This is a genomic window from Streptococcus sp. HMSC072C09 (assembly GCF_001813105.1).
Taxonomy (GTDB): Bacteria; Bacillota; Bacilli; order Lactobacillales; family Streptococcaceae; genus Streptococcus.
In genome coordinates, this window is the sequence record NZ_KV811485.1 from 437,537 (window position 1) to 455,968 (window position 18,432).

Below are 18,432 nucleotides of genomic sequence, written 5' to 3' on the forward strand. Positions count from 1 at the left end.
ACCTCTTTAGCTTATTCCGCTTTTTTATTTGAAAATTGGCTATTGTAGAGCTCATAGTAGAATCCTTTATCTGCTAATAAGGATTGGTGATTTCCTTGCTCGATGATTTGGCCATCTTTGAGGACAAGGATTTTATCTGCTTCTTGAATGGTAGACAAGCGGTGAGCAATAACAAAGCTAGTCCGCCCTTTCATCAAATTCTTCATGGCTTTTTGAATCAAGAGCTCTAAACGCGTATCGACAGAAGACGTCGCTTCATCCAAAATCAAAATCTTAGGATCAGCAAGGAGCGCACGCGCAATAGTTAGAAGTTGCTTTTGCCCAAGAGAAATATTGCTAGACTCCTGGTTCATTTCCATATTGTAACCACCAGGGAGTGTCCGGATAAAGTGATCGACATTGGCTGCCTTTGCGGCTTCAACAATTTCTTCATCCGTTGCCTCGAGATTGCCAAAGCGAAGGTTTTCTTTGATGGTTCCTTCATATAACCAAGCATCCTGAAGCACCATTCCGAATTGTTTGCGGTAATCTTGGCGAGACAGATGGCGAATATCATGACCATCGACTGTAATCGATCCTGCAGTCACATCGTAAAAGCGCATGAGCAAATTAATCAGGGTTGTTTTCCCTGCTCCGGTTGGTCCGACAATGGCCACCATTTCACCTGGCTTGACTTCTAGGTTGAAATCACGAATCAAGGGTTTGTCCGCTACATATTGGAAATCCACGTTTTTAAAGCTGACTTGCCCTGTCAAATCTCCAGAGAGGGTTTCTGTCACATCTGCTACTTCATCTGGTTCATCCATGACTTGGAAAATCCGATCTAGAGACGACTTAGCACTTTGTAGCTGTCCTGCCAATTGGGTCAAGTTTTGAATCGGTTGGTTGATCTGCCAAACATATTGAACGAAGGCCTGCATATTCCCGACAGTCAAACGACCTGCTATCACTTGCAAGCCACCAAACAAAGCGATAATGAGATAGGTCAAATCTGAAATTCCATTTAAAATCGGCATCATTAAGCCAGAAATGAAATTAGCCTTGAATCCTACTTTTTGAAGGTGATGGGTAATATCATGAAACTCTTCCTGGGAAGATTTTTCCCGAACGTAGAGCTTAAGAACATTAAAGCCTGTTAAATTTTCTTGCACAAAGCCGTTCATTGCCCCCAAAACATCTGCCTGCTCTTTAAAGTAAGGCTGGGATTTTTTCATGATAAATCGAGCACTGAAATAAGTGATCGGAATGGACAAGATGACCACTAGCCCTAGCTGGATGTTTAAGTATAAGACCATGCTGATGACAAAGAGCAAGGTAAAGATAGCATTAACGATTTGTAAGAAGGACTGTTGCAAGGCATTCGAGACGGTTTCGACATCGCTAGTAAAACGTCCTAGCAAATCTCCGAACTGATGCCGGTCAAAATAAGAAACGGGAATGTGATTGATTTTATGAGACAAATCATTTCGCATGTCCTGAACGGTCTTTTGAACAGCATTGGTCATGAAATAGTTAGAATAATAAGATCCCAACTCATAGAGAACCCCACGGAATAGATAGAGCGTCATAATGATCGCGATATAGGAGGTGTTAAGACCAGCTCCCGCAAGGCCTTTTGCCATATCCATGAGATTTTTTGTCAACTCAGTAATAGCAAGCCCCAAAACAAAGGGTTCGACAACACTCATGACGACACTCAGGATTTTTAAGAAAATGGACAAGCAAACTTCCAAGCGATAGGCTCTCAAATAAGTCCATAGTCTACTAAAACTGTTTTGTTCTTGTTTCATCTGCTTCTCCTTTCTATTCTTCTGTTAATGATGGACTATCGAGCTGCGAATTAGCAATTTCGCGATAGATCTCATTGCTTTCCATCAATTCATCGTGGGTTCCTCGACCAACGATTTCCCCTTGGTCCAAGACAATAATTTGATCCGCATCCATAATGGTTCCCACACGTTGCGCTACGATCAAGACGGTCGCATCTCCTGTAACTTCTTTGAGACGCTTCCGCAAAGTGGCATCCGTCTTGTAGTCCAAGGCAGAGAAGGAATCATCAAAAATAAAGACATCTGGATCTTTGACAACAGCACGTGCGATGGACAAGCGTTGTTTTTGACCACCTGAAAGATTGCTACCACCTTCTGCTAAATGCGTGTCGAAGCGTTCCTCACGGCTGTCGATAAATTCCTTGGCTTGGGAAATTTCAGCTGCTTGTTCTAGCTCTTGTACAGAGGCGTCTTCTTTCCCATAACGAAGGTTCTCAGCAATGGTTCCCGTAAAGAGCAAGGCCTTTTGTGGAATAAAACCAATCTTTTGGCGAAGGGCTTTCAGATTGTAGTCACGGACATCCACACCATCCACCAAAATCTTCCCTAGGGTGACATCATAGAATCGAGGAATCAACTGCACAAGTGAAGATTTCCCAGAACCAGTCGAGCCGATAAAGGCAATGGTTTCGCCAGGTTTGGCTTGAAAGGAAATGTTGTGAAGAACTGGACTCTCTGTCTCACCCGGATAAGCAAAGGTGACATTGTCAAATTCCAAATAGCCACGAGATGCTGTTTCTGTTACACCATTCTCATTTGGATCGATCGAAATGGGCATGTCCATGATTTCCTTGAGACGACGGCTAGAAACCGCAGTCCGAGGATACATGGTAAAGAGATTGGCTAAAAAGAGGAAAGATAAGAGCGCGTGGAAGCTATACTCAATAAAAGCAACCAGATCCCCAATTTTCAAACTACCGTCATGAAGAGGATCCAAAGCAAACCAGACAATCGCCACAATCATAGCAATGATGATCTGCACAAATAAGGGCTCTGTCAAACCAGTTAGTTTGAACAATTTATTCGAGTTTTCCGCGTAGACTTCATTTTCAGCCGCAAATTTATCCTCTTGGAATTCTTCGCGGGCAAAGGCACGAATCACACGAAGTCCAGTCAAATTTTCACGGGCAAATTGATTAAGATGGTCGAGGGTCTTTTGTTGCTTCTCAGAAAGAGGACGTGTCTTAACTGCTACATACCAGACGACGACAGCAAGAAATGGTACTGATACCGCTACAATCCACGCTAAAGAAGGACTGGTCGTGAGAATCAAGAGAACACTGGAAACCATCATCAAGGGTGTGATGACCCCCATCTTTAACATAGAATCCGCAAACTGCATCAAAACAAAGGCATCTGAAGTCAAGCGAGTGACCAATGACGATACCCCGATTTGCTCATACTCGTGATGTGAGTACTCCTGTAACTTAGCATAGAGGTCATTGCGCATATCACGGACCATGGTGGTCGTTAGCTGACCAACCGCGTAAGACAAGATAATCCGTCCCACAATCCCAAGCAAAATGATCGCAAACATAACCCAGCCCCAGAAATACAGCCGATCCACATCACGCGGGTTAATCCCTTCATCAATCATGCGAGCCAGAATCGTTGGCAAACCTAAATTGACAATGACAAAAAGGACGGCCGAAAATAGATTCAGGGCTAGCCACTTGGGATACTTTTTCAAGTAAGACCAAATATATTGCATAGATGATTCTCCTTTTCCATAAATAATTTCCTAGATCACACAGAAAAGAGGGAGCGAGACGAAATCATTTTCAAAGAAAATCATTCCTGCCCCAGTCCCATCTGTAGTCTCATTCATTATACCAAACTAGTCATAAAAGTAAAGCAAAAGAGCAGGTTTCCCCACTCTTCAGTCGCTTTATTTTGTGCGTTTGAGTTTAGCATTTTTAAGAATCATAAGATCCCCTTGGTTGCTATTACTTAACTTAGAAAGATCAAATGTCAAATAGTCACCATCGACCTTGTATGTAATCTTTTCTCCACTACCATCATTTGACGAGATTGTTTTCTCTTTTTGATTGATTTTGACATCATAAGATCGCTCATTCTTTTGACCAGCGACTTCACCCGCGATGCTGAGGGTTCCTTTAGAATCTTTGATCTTAATAGAAACTTCAAAATTAATAACGTCTCCAATAGACTCTAATTGACTACCTGATAAGCCTTGCTCCTCAAGAATTTTCTTGAGTTCAGTTTTTGATGGTTTGTAGACATAAGTCCCATTATCACTATTGGCACCACATGCCACCAATAGGACGGCTGCAAAAACTGCAACGAAAGCTAAAAGAATACGTTTAATATTTTTCATAATCAATCTCCTAATGTATTTTATAATCAGATTTTACCACTATTTTAATACCGATTCAAGATGTTTTAAAGAAGAAAAAGAGCAGATACTCTCTGCCCTTCTTTTGTATTATTTTGTACGTTTGAATTTAGCGTTTTTGAACATTTCCAAAGCGGCTTCATGACCTGAACTCTTCTCACCAGATAAATCAAAAGTGAACACATCGCCTGAAACTTTGTATTTAACCTTCTCACCTTCACCTGTTTTAGATTGAAGAGTTTTCTTTTGTTGGTCAACTTTCATATCAAATGATTGGTCAGTCTTTTGTCCCATCATTTCACCTTTAATTTTAAGGCTACCTGTTTTATCTTTAATGGTCACTGAAACTTCCAATTTAACATTGTCGATCAATGCATCTACACTTGAACTTGGAGCACCTTGTTCTTCAAGGATTTCCTTCACTTCAGTTTTTGATGGTTTGTAGACATAAGTCCCGTTATCACTTTTGGCACCGCATGCCACCAAGAGGACTGCTGCAAAAACAGCTACTACAGCCAAAAGAATACGTTTAAAGTTTTTCATAACTTCTCCTTTTTAGTTAGATTAACACTATTATATCAACAATTCAGGTACACGGCAATGAAAGTTTATAAATGTCATATTCTTGTAATATTTCTTGTATCAACAAAGAAATAGAATAAGGCGGAATTTAAATCCCGCCATGATTGCTTATTTAACTTTTTTGAACTTAGCAATTTTCATGTAGTTATTAAACATGTCTGTGTCACCCATCAAAGAATTCTTCACATCCTTAATCGTTAACACATTTCCTGAAACTTGATAAGTAATTTCCGCTTTCCCATACTCATTTTTTGAGACAAGAGTTTTAGCTTTTTGGTCTACTTCCAAATCAATCACTTGATTTACATTTTGACCACCTGCATTGGTGTCTACTTTCATCTCACCTTTCTTATCATTGATTGTAATCGAAATAGTGAATGAGTAATTATCACCTATCAAAGATTGAAATTCACTTGGCATAATATCTTTGATCTCATCCTTAGTAGGCTCAAACACGTAAGTCCCATTATCGCTTTTAGCGCCACAAGCTACCAAAAGGACGGCTGCAAAGACAGCTACAACAGCTAACAAAAGACGTTTAAAATTTTTCATCATCTTCTCCTTTATGATATGATTTATAGCCATTATAGCAACAAATTAGCAACATCTCAAGGGAATATAGCAAATGTAAAATCATTGTAACATCATTAAAACTGCACTATTTAGTAGGTTTAGAGAAAATAAAGAGAGCTACACATGTTAGCTTTATAAAAGCCCTCTATTCACATTCTATCATCATTATTTTCAACGACAAAAAAACCGAGGTCTAAACCTCGGTTTTCATTTTGATTGGAAACTCTATTATTTAAGAGTAACTGAAGCGTCGTTGCTTTAGTTGTTCTCATACAGCTAATTTTCACTCGGTTTCTTTACTTGGCGGGATTGTGGCGGGATTTGCAGTTAGTCCCAGCTCTCCTAACACCTCTGTTATTTCAGCACCGCCAGTTACAATCTGTCTATCATAGAAATGAGAATAGGTGTTTAGAGTTGTAGCTTTGTCCGTTCTTCCTGAACGAGCCGAGACATACAAAACATCTTTTTTTAGAACGTTTATCATAAATGAATCATGACTATGACGTAGACCTTTCCCAGTAATAACCGGAACCTTAGCCGCTAGTGCATGCCTTTTTAACATTCGACTTAAGGTAGATTTGTTCATTGGAGAGTTAAACCGTGCTAATACGAAATTATCTTCTCTATTATACACTTGTACAGTTCTCCAATTTTGCAACACTTTAACAGTTTCGTCATCTATTTCTAAGAAACGCATGCCTGCCCTAGTTTTTGTCTGCTCTTTTCGAACGTATTTCCCATTCCCTTGATATTCAAGGGTAGACTGAATATGAATAACCTTATTTTTAAGATCTATGTCTGACCACTTTAAACTAAGACCCTCAGAGACTCGCATCCCCGTCATAAAATAAAGCCAGATAGCCGTATAAAACTGCCTTTCTTCATAAACTGTCAGATCAAAAGTTTTTAATACCTTATCAAGTTCCTCCACAGTCCAAAATTCAGTTTTCGGTTTTTCTCCTTTAGGATTGTCTAATTTTCTACAAGGATTATTCTCGATGTATTCCAAGCGTTCTGCATAATTTAAGCACTTCTTCAGTTTACACCAAAGTCCTTTTGCGTAGTTTGGAGAGTAGTCTTCCATTAAAGATAATCTAAAATCTTCGCATTCCCGAACATTGATTTCAGACAATTTCTTGTCAGCAAAAACTTCAATAAAAGTCTTATACTGAGGATAAGCAGTTTGATAGGTTACGGGCTGAACAGTTTTCTTATAATAAGGCAAATAAACATCTTCCATAAATTTTGAAAATGGAATATCTAATTGTGGCCTATTTGCACTGGCACTAGATATTTTAGCATTGTATTCAGTTCTTATCCTACAGACTTCGTCAAAGGCTTGCTTTTCTGTTTTAAAATCAATTCCAAATTGATCTTTATAAGATTTAACCCTAAACCTCTTTCGGTCACCCGTAGACGGATCTACACTGAATTCAACCTCATAGTAAATTTTTCCTTTCTTATTTCGACTTACGCATTTATATTTTTTACTCATTTTGTTCCTTTCTTTCAGAAAGCAACTTAAAGCCGAGTAATTCTTCTACAATATACGTAGGAGCTAAATTAAGACGAGAATTATCAAATGGTGATTTACTTAATTCTACCACATTATTCGATAAAGCTCTAGATTCTTCAAATTGTCGAACAGCAATTAACTTTGCTTGTTTTATAATATCCCGTGCCGTATGTTCAGGAAAACCTAATTTCATTAATTCTGTATGATTTATTGTTTGCATTATCTCTTCCTTCTAATTCTTAATTACAGAGATTTCCATCTTTTGATAAGGCTTAGAATAGTTCAACAAATTAGATCATTAACCAAAAGCCTTAAACTACTTTTCTTTAAAATAATTGTACATCGCATAATAGTCAAATTCCATCTTAATGCTAGTTCTTCCATTACGATTTTTTAAAACCACTAACTCAATCTCTCGTGGATTTCTCGATTTAGCTTCATTAACATCAAAATTTCCTTGACCAGTCCCCTTTAGTTGAAGTCCAATCAAAACATCGCTAGAATACTCGATTGCTCCGCTCTCCTTGAAAGACTGCATACTTACAACAGATTTGTAGTTTTCTCTATTAAAAGAAGAAATAGCAATTACTGGTGTTTTAAAGTCTCGGCTAATCCTTTTCAATTCTATTACCGATCTATCTGTGTTTTGTTTTTCAGTTAATCGTTCATTCACCGGGTATAGAATCTGTAAGTAATCAATAATAACGACAGGTGCTTTTCCAGTATATTTGAGATGATTTTCAACAGTTTTCCGAATTAGCTCCACACCAATAGGTCCAGTACCTTCGACAATGTAAATATTTTTGCAGTACTGCGAGTAATTTGCTACAGCTTTTTTAATCAAATCCTTCTCTGGGTTGCTGTAACCTGAATATCTACTCCCCTCAGTAATTCCTCGTGCTGTTTTTGCATTTCTGATATCACTATTAGAGGCAATAGATTCGATAACAGTGTGACGACTAATACTTTTACTAATTATTTCCCACCTAGACATTTCAATACTAAAAATCAAAACATCTGTTCCCTGTGCTGCAATTTGATCAGCAATCTGAGTTACAAATGTTGTCTTTCCAAGGGAGGAAATTGCACCAACACAATACAAGCCTTCGTAAAGACCACCTTCTAACAGATCATCTAAGCCTTCAAAATTTGTTTTAATACATGAAGTATTTGAACCATTCGTAATATCATTAAAAAACTTCGAAAGATGATTAGCTGTTGAATATTCAAGATACCGCTCTTTTTCACTTTTTGTTTGATTGATTGCATTTTCTACCATTTTGTTAAATACTCCTTTATTTTTCACTAACATATCGTTAGGATCTTTTACATCATCAATAGTTAATTTGCAAGAAATAAATTTAATTTTCTTACTTCTAAATTGCTCTGCTAATTTTAGTTCAGCCTCTCTCCCCTTTTCGTCTTGGTCCAATGAAAGAATGAATGTACGATCAATTTTTAGATCAGAAATAAGATTAATTAATTTATTTATATTTCCAATACTGCCAAGTGCTACTGCCTTTCCACCAACTTCAACGATGCTCATGGCATCTATTTCGCCTTCTACAATAAAAATGGGATCCGTAGATTTTTTGAAGAGTTCGCTTTTATTAAAAATATCGCTCCCTCCCACCTTCTGTTTCATATAGCTCAATTGAGTTCCGGGTACAATTTCCCTTGTATCACGAGCAAAATAACAACTTTCACTTAAAGGAATAATTAACCGAGGTGTTTCAGGAACATTAGGATTAGTCACTTTGGGATGCTTCCATTTTTTTACGTAACCAACTTTAAACCGTTGGACTGTTGAAAAACTCAACCCTCGTTTAAGAAAATAGTCAGTTTCACAGAGATGCTTTGTGGCCTCATTATAAAAGCTTAAATAATTATCTTTTTTCTCTTCTTCCTTTAAAGGAAAAACAGCATTGGAATTCAAATATTCAGTCCTCTGGTTCTTTAATTCATCACATTCAGTTGATAGATTAAACAATTCTCTGACACGCTTCAATTGATCCTTAAATTTATCAATTCCTTCTACATAGCCGATAAGATCAAAGATATCTCCACCTCTATCGCAAGAGAAACATTTCCACTGGATTTCATCGTAAATGTGAAAAGCACCAGTTCTGTTTCTTCCTTCACCACTGTGGCAGAGGGGGCAAATATATGCTCCCTTACCACCTTTACGACTTGGTTCAGAGATTTGTTCAATGTATGCTTTCAAATAAGATTTTTCTTCTTCAAACATTTTTTTCTCCTTTTGTAGTTTCCAGTAAAAAAATAAATCCGGACTTTTTTTCTTACAGGCAAAATTATAGCATTGCCTTCAATATGAAAATTGAAGGCATATGCTGCTTATTAATATTATTAGTATTGAAAATCAGAAATACTAATAATATCAGTGATACCAAGGATCAAAATTTTTTTAGCAAATTCAACATACCCCAATTTCTAATTCAACATACCCCAATTTCTAATTCAACATACCCCATAAATCCTGATTTAATCGAAGCAAATCGATAAATCAGTGAATTTAAATCCCTGAAACTTTAAAATAAATTCTAAATTTCTGAAATTCAAAAAATGAGTTCATTCCTAACTGTTCATCTGATAAAGGTTCACATTTTGGATTACAGTATTCCCAACTAACTAGGATTTTATAATCGATTAGTTTATCAAGTGAATTAGCAAAGCTCTCTTCAATTCTTGAACGCCAACCACCTTTTTTTAATCTTACTTCTTCTATAGGAGGAATTTGGGGACATACATTTAATAAAGCTTCAACGGAAATAATTTCATTAGTCTTTTTTCTTCGATTATTTTTGTTACTTTGATGATAGACTAATTTCTTTGCAAGAGAATAAACATTTTTACTACGTTCATCAATTTTAAAAAGTTCGAGAGGAAAATTTGTCACATAAGATGTGATTAAATATCTAACGAATTTTTCAGTCAATTGAACTGTAAAAATTCCATTTTCGCATTTGAATTCCTCAATAAATTTTATATCATTGAATACAACATGATGTGCACCTCTCTTTTCTTTAGTACTGATAGAAAGATCCTTGAGCAAGCATAATGCTTCATCAATGATACAACGTACATTCTTTTTCGTTGAGATACTTGCTGGTTTAGATTTCCCTAGCAGTTCTGAATACTGTTTAATTGAAAATTCAACCAAGCAGTTAACAGCATCTTCTTCACTTAGTCTATATTTATTCTTCTTACCAATAAGAAAAATCAATAAATCCAACATCTTCAATACTCGAAGCTTGAAATAATCTTTGTTATCGTCATAGTTTTCAATATGAATCGTACCAGTATCTAAATGAATCGATGTTCGATTAGTGATCGGATCCCTTACTTTGTTAACTGTTTTCAAATTAACAGAAGTTAGCGAATTTATAGTTGGTGCATTTAAAATCTTCTCGATTTTCTCTTTTTTATCTACAGGCATTATATAACCTCTTTTTTATTTATTTGAAAAGACTTTTGAGAGCAAAAAAAAGAGTTGTAGCTGATGCTACAACTCTCTTGCACTCAATAAATTTTCTTTTCATACTTATAGTCTGCCATTTTTTGATGAAAGTAAAAAAAAGAAAAATCAAAAAAAGTCGCTTTTTCTACCAAAAATTGCTCAATTTTCTACTAAAATTTAAAAAGGACACTTTACAAAGTACCCTTTAAAATAGCGGAAATAGCGATATTTTAAGGATTTTAATACACATTATAAGATCTTCCATATAGGATTAAAATTTTTTTGAAAAAATTTTTAATGACCAAATTAAAATAATTTTTTAATTTCATACCTAGGATTATAGTTTCAACTGAAGAACACTAAATCCTTCCTATACGGAGAGACAATTTGTATAGTTATTTATGATTTATTTCAATCCAAAGCTTATTTCTCTTCTAATTCCGAGATTTGATTTGACCTAAAAAAGAAAGCTGATAAATTAACATTCTATTTATGTTCACTGTGAAAAAATCAAACATTTTGTCTGTTTAGCAACCAAAATGATACCAATAAATGTCTATTTTATTGTATGATTGTTCGTAATATATCTTATCATCGAGGTCCTGATAAATAAATAATTTTGTCAATAATAATATCTATACTTTTTATTTTCTACTACTTTTCTGTGATATAATAGTTAGTGATAACTAATTACTTTATAACATAGGGGGATTTAATGGGTTTAACTAAAAGTCAAGTAGCAAATTTTATAAATGATAAGATTCTCTTTAGATTCTCTATTTCTAACGATTTTATAATTAATTTCAGCGAAAGGGAAGACATTTTTACATTTGACGAGCTTGAAGGAATTATAAACAGTAACTTTACCTATTGGAGTTCGATTAATGATAAAGCTCCCAACAGTTTTTTGTCAAATTGGCAAAATTTGAAAGATAAGTTTAATGAGGTAAAAGATTATATTTTCAATCTTGAAGAATTAAATATAGACAATATAAATTTATACATTTACAACAATCTATCAAGCAATTCTGAATATGGAGAACAAGGTGAGAAGGTATACATATTATCGATAGCTTCTCCTATTGATAGAGATTCTGAAATTCATAAAATAAAAAGTTTTGTTTCTTTCTATACTCAACAGTCTCAAAACAATCTTGTTGAAGCTATAAAAAGTTATATATATCTTTCTAAGAATCCAAGTTACATTGGTAGTTATTTTTCAAACTCTTATGAGTATAAATTTTATCCAGCCCTATTTCTACTTAGAAAAAGCTTTTCGAACATTAAAGAGAATCGCTCTGATTTTGAAACAAATATAGTAGCTCCTATAACAGACAAGTTAAGAGATATTTCAGTTCAATCCGATAAACAGTATAGAGAGATTACGTCGTTCACAGAAGATAAACATAATGAAATTCAGAAACAATTTGATAAAAAAGTTTCTGAATTTGCTGAATTTCAAAAATCTCTTAACAAATGGCAAGAAGAAAAGCAAAACAATCTGAACGACTTGGAGGAAACCTATAAAAACAAGCTTTCTTTAGAAGCTCCAGAGAAACTTTGGAATGAACGTGCAGTAGAACATCAAAAACAAGCTACAATATGGACATACTTCCTTATTGGTGCAGTCTTGGCTTTAATATTTACTTTAGTATTATTGGTTATCGTTATCCATGATTATTCTTTAAATATTATCAAAAAAGATCTTCCATTTATATCCGAGTCGTTTATACTTATTTCAGTTATTTCATTTTTTATCTATATTATTAGAGTATTGATAAAAATCGTTATGTCAAATCATCATATAGCCACCGAATATAAACAAAAAGCTGCTTTGACAAGATTTTATCAAGCTCTTACCTATGCTGGAACTGATATTGACAAAGAAGAGCGACTAATAATAATTAACTCGTTATTCAGTAGAGTTGAAACAGGATTAGTAAAAACAGATACATCAAATGATAGTGATACAATTTTAGCTATTTTATCAAAGAATTTATAATAAAAACGGCAATTGCCGTTTTTTTGCTTTTATAAATTGTCTGAATACAGATTATTTGGATTACTAAAATAATCACAGCTACTACAATTAAAGATAAGCCCCTAATCCAGGTTACTTAACTGTACCATATCCGAGAATATATTTGAAAGAAAAAAGAATACAATTTGTCTATTTAGCTACCCCAAATATACCAAACACTTTTTTATTAAACTAATCAAAATTAAATTATACTACAAACACATTTTTACTTATCTCAGAAAAAACAATGTTTAAGTTATTTAAGATAGACTTTGTAAGTTCTAAGTTATCAGTTTTCAACAACCAAACGTTCTTTATAGATCCAAGTGATAAAAATTCTGTCTTTTTCCCTTGGAAAATTACTTTCCCTTGATTGATAATTGTAACTGTATCTACTAACTTACTTAATTCTTCCAATGAATGACTCGAAATTACAATCCCAACTCCTTTTTTAGACAATTCAATGAGCAAGTCTCTAAACTCTTTCATTCCTATGGGATCTAATCCATTGAATGATTCATCTAATAATAAGATAGTTGGCTGATGGATTAAGGCTTGAGCAAGCCCCAAACGTTGTTTCATACCTAATGAAAAACTAGATACTTTACAATCCACACTATTGTCTAAACCAACTAAATGCAGATAGTTTAAAAGATCTTCTTTTGATAAGTTTACTTCATCATAAAGACTAGAAATTCTGTCTAGCTGTTAAAGATTCATAAAATGTAGGATATTCAATAATCGTACCGATAGTATTCAAATAGCCCTTTGAGTTCCCTTCAATTAGTTTCCCATTGATTTTAATTTCACCAGATTCTTTTTTTACTAAACCTAAAATCGTCTTGAATATTGTAGTTTTCCCAGAACCATTTTGTCCAATGAGTCCCATTATTTCGCCACTCTGCAACTCAAATGACAAATCTTCAATTACTTTCTTTTTGTTATACGATTTATTTAGACCAATAATTTGTAATAGTGCCATTTCGTCTTCCCTTTTAGTTAACAACGTTTATACTCAACCATACTATTTATTTACTTATCTAAGGGAAATCCATCATAAATGATTCTTCCTTTATCCATAACAATAAATCTATCTACAAATTTCATGAAGCTATCTTCATGAAAAATACTTATTATTATCATGTTTTTTTTAATTGAATTTAAATATTCAAAAACTTTTTTCTCGGATTCTTTATCCAAACTACTTGTCGCCTCATCTAATAATAAAATTTCAGGATTACTTAGTATAGCTCTAGCCAATCCAACTTTTTGTTTTTGACCACCAGATAAGTTCTCTCCATTTTCTAGAAGAAATAGCTCTAGCCCATTTCCCTCTGATGTAAGTTCAAATAAACCAAATTCGATACAAATCCTATTGATTTCTTCATCTACAATCATTGAATTTCCCAAAGTTAAATTATCTCTCAGTGTCCCTTCAAATACATAGGGATCCTGACTAACGTATGCTAACTTACTTCTTATATGAAGGAGAGAACCAATTTAGTCCTCTCCAGATTGTAACTTTTTATCAAGCCACTACAGTTGACAATGAGCCTTTATTATTAATTTGACCCTAAGTCTTTTTCTACGATTCTTAATCCGATTGGAAAATCATCTTTTCCCAATTTTAATTTCTGTTTCTCAATCAACTTAGCATCCTTGAGACTATATTGTAATAAATGTCTACCAGTAGCTAGATACAACATATTTTCATTTGAAATTGTAAGAGAATTTATTTCCTCTGGTGTTTCACCTGAATTGTCATCCAACACAATCGCTTTTATAGTTTCATTTTGTAAATCAAGAACAGATAAAATATTCTTTCCTTCTACCTCGTGCTTGACGACAAGGTAATGATTATCTGGACTTGGATAAAGCATATTAGGATAAGGATTGGGTAAGGTAAATAATTTCCTTTCTCCAGTGTGCAAATCGACTGACAACAATTGGTTTCCTGCCACCTTCTCAAAAGTTTCTGTATCACGAATTGCAGAGATACTTACGAATGCCCTATCTTTGACAATTGCCAAGCCTTCTAACATTTCAACCTTTTTACCATCTGAAGTTAATCGAATTATATCTTTTTCTTTCCAATGCTCTTTTTCATTTAGTACTATTTAATCTGAATCTAACACGCCTTCTGGACGATTTCGTTTTGGATCTTGATAAGCAATCTCAGCATATACGTTAGAATTATTTTCAACAATCTGACTCGAAATTGCTGTCATTTGGTTAAATTTTTTCTGAAAAACTTGCTTTCCATTAAGAGAAAAGACTGTTAATATTCCTGAGTTTGCATCTGTTTGAGCAGTATAAAAGTAATTAGAAGAGATACCTGATCCCATCATTGCATAATTCTTAGTATGATTTTTCCTTATCTCGCCTTTGGAAAAATCAATTGAAATGATATTTTGATGATCTATTGGTGCAAAATCATCACCTTCAGTTACGATCATCTTATCACCACTGTTTAAACACGAAAACCAGAGATTAACATACGTTGCTACATCAATTTTTTCTACTCGATGTAACTCGAGCTTATTCTCTTTCTTAGTATATGATTGAATACTTTTTGAGGTGACCAAGTAAAGATTCGATTCTGGATCGACTCGAAACATTGGTGTTTGGACATTAGAACAAGAAAGCAAAAGGAAGAATAGAAATAAAATCCCAAAAAGATAAGAGCGTTTCATAGGTTATCCCTCCTATCCATTTCACGACTCACTTTCTCACCAAGCATAATTTTTCTCACCGCATGTAACCATGGCTGCTAATAACTCCTCTGGTGTCAGTTTCTTCAAGCCTCCATAGGTTGGATCCTGTACATGTGTATCGGGGTCTAGATAATAGATTGCTGCGATGTCCTTGTTATCTGATGTTAATTCATAGCCTACTCCAATCACATTATGTTCCCCACTTTTTCCAGGATAGATTTGTGCCACATTGAAGGTGTAATAGAGAGGATAGCCATCATCAATATCTTTGCGCACGCGTTCTTTAAAGATTCGGAGATCTTCAGAATCTGGACGAGCGTCTGTTACAGTAGCTAGTCGATAACCCGCTTGGTTTCCACTTGGTTCTGGATAGCCAAATAGATTATGATTCAAGACGCGAATCGCATCTCGATTATGAGTCCCATAGGGATTATAAGTCCCCATTTCCTTAGCCAATTGATGTTGAGAGACGCTAACCCCTCGACTAGCCAGCATCATATGGACTGTCGCAGGAGCACAGAAATACCATTCTTCTTGAAGTTTTAAAGAAATAGGCAATAGTTTTCGGATTCCTTGATTCTCTTTGGACGATGTTTCTTGTTTGACCGATTGAGAAGGTTGCGTATTCTCTTTCAATGAAGCTTGTTCCTCGCTTGAAGATGGCAATGTTTCCTGACCACCGGCTTCCGTATTGCCTTCCTTAATTTTTAATCGCTCTGCTACTTCTGCTGGCATTGGTGGATTAGGTTCTGTACGCTCCTTTGTTTTTACAGTAACTGTTGTTGATGAAGAGGATGTGACCTTACGAGAGCTGGAAGGACTTGTTTGGCTTTCTTTTGGTGTCTCTGTACAGCCAGATAAACCAAGCAAAGTCAGAAGTACAAGGAATAAATGAACTTTTCTCATGATTTTTCTCCTTTCTACCATTCTTGATAGCGCATTACGGAGTTTTCATTTCGATAGATTTCACCTTTTGGAATCTCACTATCTTTCTTTTTGAATTGAATCCATAGAATCCCTTTATCCGATAGTAAAATGGGGCCATGATCATATAAATAATGAATCCGATGCCTCAAATCCCACAAATAATATTGAGATTTAACACGCTCCTCATTTCTTCTTTCTCCCATATATGTGAGATAAATATTGCGATATATGGAGGTTTCTGCCTGTGAAGTAGAAAATATCTTTTTATGGTTTTTATTTTCGAAGGTAAACGAAGCATCTTTATTATTTGCAACCAAGTAAAGGAGATTGTGCCCGTTCGTCAATAAATCGACATAATAGCGTTGATCATCCTTTGTTTGATCTATAACTTTTTTCTGCCCATCATTTAATGAGTAGGCTACAATTTTTGTGGTTAAAGCTGTGTTATCAATTTGTACATAATACAAGTGATCTTTAAAGACAGTCGGAAAACCGCTATTTTCTGATTCAATCGGCTGATGAGCCCATGTTTCAAGGTCAAATTCTTCAATTTGATATAGGCTATCGCCTACTTCATAATTTATAAAGAGTTTCTGGTTGGATCGAGCTACTTGAGTAACTGGAACCGTTCCAATAGGTCTCCTATCGATCAGTGTCGTTAAAGATTTGTCTTTTATCTTCCAAAGATAGTAGATCCCTGTCTGATTGAGTTGATCATACTCTTCAAAAACAACAATATCATGATCTACATAGCTAACAGCTACATGAGTCAGATTGGATGTCCTTTCAACATCTTTTATCTTTTGAAATTCCTTGGTATGTACATTCATACTGGCAAGATAATTCTGATCTTCGTGTCCTTGGTCGACAGCCTCGCCATAAGCAATCCCATCATTTGACAGTGCGGTAGGCGTAAAGATTTTCCCATCTGGATAAGGGATAGAAATAGAATTTTTTAATAAATCTTCTGCCTTTCTTTCCTCGAACCCTATTTTCCTAGACACATTGGTACTACCGGAAGGAGATTTTTTTTGTGGCCCTATAAGTGTGCAGGCTGATAAGAGAATGATAATACCGATGATGATAAAACTTAAAAATTTTTGTTTGACAAGATCTTTTTTCTTCATCAGCCTATACCTCCTGACTTAAGCATTACTTCATTACCTATTTATCTACAATAAAAAGATAACGAACGATTTTAAAATTGAAATCTTTTTTTCTTTCTAGAATAATAATACACAAAATAAAAAAGCAAATGTCAAATTGTCTCTTATATACACATTTTATACTTAGATAAATGAACTCAAAATATTTTCCTCAGTATTTATTGGTTCAAACTATGCTATCAAAGTCTTCTGAACGGAAATCTCTTTATGTGATAATTGAAAATAATTGTATTTCATATTAAAATCACCTCAAATATTAGACGAACTCTAACATTTGAGGTGCAATTCAAAATTATTATTTGTTAAATTAAATGATCATTTTTTCAAATATTGCTTAACTAGCTGATCTAACGGGATAATGTGTAGGTTGCCATCCCTTACCCAATAACCATTGAGCATGGATACAACAATATGTCGATTATATCTTCAAACCGTTTTATGACTAAATCCATTTAGAAACTCATTCCTTGATAAAACGATTCACATCTGACTGACATGCTTCCAATAGTGTTTGTTCATCCGTTAATTCGAGTAACTGCAAGCCTTCATCAACTAGCTTTTTATCACTTAAACAAATTCCAAGTGTCACTTTAGCATTTCCTAGAAAATCATATCGCTTACTTTTTTTGGCCGTATCTAACAATAGATAACTGATACTCGTACACTTCTCCATCAAACCATTCCACAGAAAAATACTAGCTAAATTTGAGAGTAATTTATACTTGGTGGGAAGAATCTCTGTATAATCAGAGTAATCATTGAGCCTATCTATCACTTCATCACAGATAGAAATCACTGTTTCTAGTGGAAGTGTAAATAAAATAACGACAATTAATTTGAGGTCACTATGATACCAGACATCCTGATTTTTAATTTCGTTCCATGCTTCCGTGGCCATCATTCTTACCTTTTCATTTGGACCAGATTCTCGTAAACAAAGAATGACCTCTACTCTCTTTAGTATATTTGACACAGGAATATCATTAGGATATTTTTTTAAATAAGCTACACTCTTATTCTTCAGTTCCAATAATTTATCATTTGATTGGTAGGCATTGTTATCTTCTGCCAATAAGATAATTTCTTCTCTATCGGAATGGTGGTAAGAATGACATATATATCGAAATTCTTCGAAATCTAGGCCAACTTGCTTTAGAAGATGCTCCATCAACTCAAAACTAGGCACTACTTGGTTCGATTCAATACGCGATAAATGCGCTCTTGAAGTGTAATCCTGGCAAACTTCCTCTTGACTAATATGTTTTGATTTC

General features: G+C 34.8%; 18 protein-coding genes. 1 reads left to right on the forward strand and 17 read right to left on the reverse strand.

Going from position 1 to position 18,432, the window contains the following annotated elements; genetic code table 11:
- Window positions 1-11: 11 nt before the first annotated feature.
- From HMPREF2893_RS02235 to HMPREF2893_RS02275, 9 genes are all read right to left on the reverse strand, one after another.
- Complete coding sequence (locus HMPREF2893_RS02235; RefSeq protein ID WP_070673966.1) at window positions 12-1,790, reverse strand: ABC transporter ATP-binding protein; 1,779 nt, start codon at window positions 1,788-1,790, stop codon at window positions 12-14.
- A 13-nt stretch (window positions 1,791-1,803) separates the two neighbouring features.
- On the reverse strand, window positions 1,804-3,540 hold the full coding sequence (locus tag HMPREF2893_RS02240) for an ABC transporter ATP-binding protein (protein WP_070673967.1): 1,737 nt from the start codon (window positions 3,538-3,540) through the stop codon (window positions 1,804-1,806).
- A 177-nt stretch (window positions 3,541-3,717) separates the two neighbouring features.
- On the reverse strand, window positions 3,718-4,167 hold the full coding sequence (locus tag HMPREF2893_RS02245; protein WP_070673968.1) for a hypothetical protein: 450 nt from the start codon (window positions 4,165-4,167) through the stop codon (window positions 3,718-3,720).
- A gap of 108 nt (window positions 4,168-4,275) precedes the next feature.
- Window positions 4,276-4,728, reverse strand: a complete 453-nt coding sequence (locus HMPREF2893_RS02250) for a hypothetical protein (protein ID WP_003007432.1) — start codon at window positions 4,726-4,728, stop codon at window positions 4,276-4,278.
- 147 nt (window positions 4,729-4,875) lie between these two features.
- The gene (locus tag HMPREF2893_RS02255; RefSeq protein WP_061455579.1) at window positions 4,876-5,319 is read right to left on the reverse strand and encodes a hypothetical protein; all 444 of its coding nucleotides are present in this window, start codon (window positions 5,317-5,319) and stop codon (window positions 4,876-4,878) included.
- 304 nt (window positions 5,320-5,623) lie between these two features.
- Window positions 5,624-6,835 carry a tyrosine-type recombinase/integrase gene (locus tag HMPREF2893_RS02260; RefSeq protein WP_070673969.1) on the reverse strand — a complete coding sequence of 404 codons (1,212 nt, stop codon included), beginning with the start codon at window positions 6,833-6,835 and terminating at the stop codon, window positions 5,624-5,626.
- Window positions 6,828-7,076, reverse strand: a complete 249-nt coding sequence (locus tag HMPREF2893_RS02265) for a DUF3173 family protein (protein WP_003003182.1) — start codon at window positions 7,074-7,076, stop codon at window positions 6,828-6,830. Before HMPREF2893_RS02265 ends, HMPREF2893_RS02260 begins: the two co-directional genes overlap by 8 nt.
- A 96-nt stretch (window positions 7,077-7,172) precedes the next feature.
- A complete protein-coding gene (locus tag HMPREF2893_RS02270) occupies window positions 7,173-9,104 on the reverse strand; it encodes a DnaB-like helicase C-terminal domain-containing protein (protein WP_003003200.1) in 1,932 nt (643 codons plus the stop codon).
- A gap of 285 nt (window positions 9,105-9,389) precedes the next feature.
- Window positions 9,390-10,313, reverse strand: a complete 924-nt coding sequence (locus HMPREF2893_RS02275) for a hypothetical protein (RefSeq protein WP_070673970.1) — start codon at window positions 10,311-10,313, stop codon at window positions 9,390-9,392.
- Between the two features lie 736 nt (window positions 10,314-11,049).
- Here HMPREF2893_RS02275 and HMPREF2893_RS02280 point away from each other — a divergent pair.
- Window positions 11,050-12,336 carry a DUF6161 domain-containing protein gene (locus HMPREF2893_RS02280; protein ID WP_070673971.1) on the forward strand — a complete coding sequence of 429 codons (1,287 nt, stop codon included), beginning with the start codon at window positions 11,050-11,052 and terminating at the stop codon, window positions 12,334-12,336.
- A gap of 225 nt (window positions 12,337-12,561) precedes the next feature.
- On the opposite strand, the gene HMPREF2893_RS11160 is transcribed toward HMPREF2893_RS02280, so the two are convergent.
- The 8 genes from HMPREF2893_RS11160 to HMPREF2893_RS02310 form a co-directional block, all read right to left on the reverse strand.
- Window positions 12,562-12,969, reverse strand: a complete 408-nt coding sequence (locus HMPREF2893_RS11160; RefSeq protein WP_261674168.1) for an AAA family ATPase — start codon at window positions 12,967-12,969, stop codon at window positions 12,562-12,564.
- A gap of 73 nt (window positions 12,970-13,042) precedes the next feature.
- Entirely contained in the window at window positions 13,043-13,336 is a 294-nt protein-coding gene (locus tag HMPREF2893_RS11165) for an ATP-binding cassette domain-containing protein (RefSeq protein WP_003003195.1), read from the reverse strand.
- A gap of 50 nt (window positions 13,337-13,386) precedes the next feature.
- Entirely contained in the window at window positions 13,387-13,854 is a 468-nt protein-coding gene (locus HMPREF2893_RS02290; protein WP_083312219.1) for an ATP-binding cassette domain-containing protein, read from the reverse strand.
- A 62-nt stretch (window positions 13,855-13,916) separates the two neighbouring features.
- Window positions 13,917-14,396, reverse strand: coding sequence for a hypothetical protein (locus HMPREF2893_RS11170; protein WP_261674169.1), 480 nt, complete (start codon window positions 14,394-14,396; stop codon window positions 13,917-13,919).
- Window positions 14,397-14,471: 75 nt separating this feature from the next.
- Window positions 14,472-15,047 (reverse strand): hypothetical protein, encoded by a 576-nt coding sequence (locus HMPREF2893_RS11175; protein ID WP_261674170.1) that lies wholly within the window; start codon window positions 15,045-15,047, stop codon window positions 14,472-14,474.
- A 36-nt stretch (window positions 15,048-15,083) separates the two neighbouring features.
- The gene (locus tag HMPREF2893_RS02300; RefSeq protein WP_070673972.1) at window positions 15,084-15,974 is read right to left on the reverse strand and encodes a C39 family peptidase; all 891 of its coding nucleotides are present in this window, start codon (window positions 15,972-15,974) and stop codon (window positions 15,084-15,086) included.
- A 14-nt stretch (window positions 15,975-15,988) separates the two neighbouring features.
- Complete coding sequence (locus HMPREF2893_RS02305; protein WP_003003205.1) at window positions 15,989-17,122, reverse strand: hypothetical protein; 1,134 nt, start codon at window positions 17,120-17,122, stop codon at window positions 15,989-15,991.
- Window positions 17,123-17,621: 499 nt separating this feature from the next.
- Window positions 17,622-18,432, reverse strand: an 811-nt coding sequence (locus tag HMPREF2893_RS02310; protein WP_070673973.1) for a helix-turn-helix domain-containing protein, incomplete at its 5' end; no start/stop codon positions are given.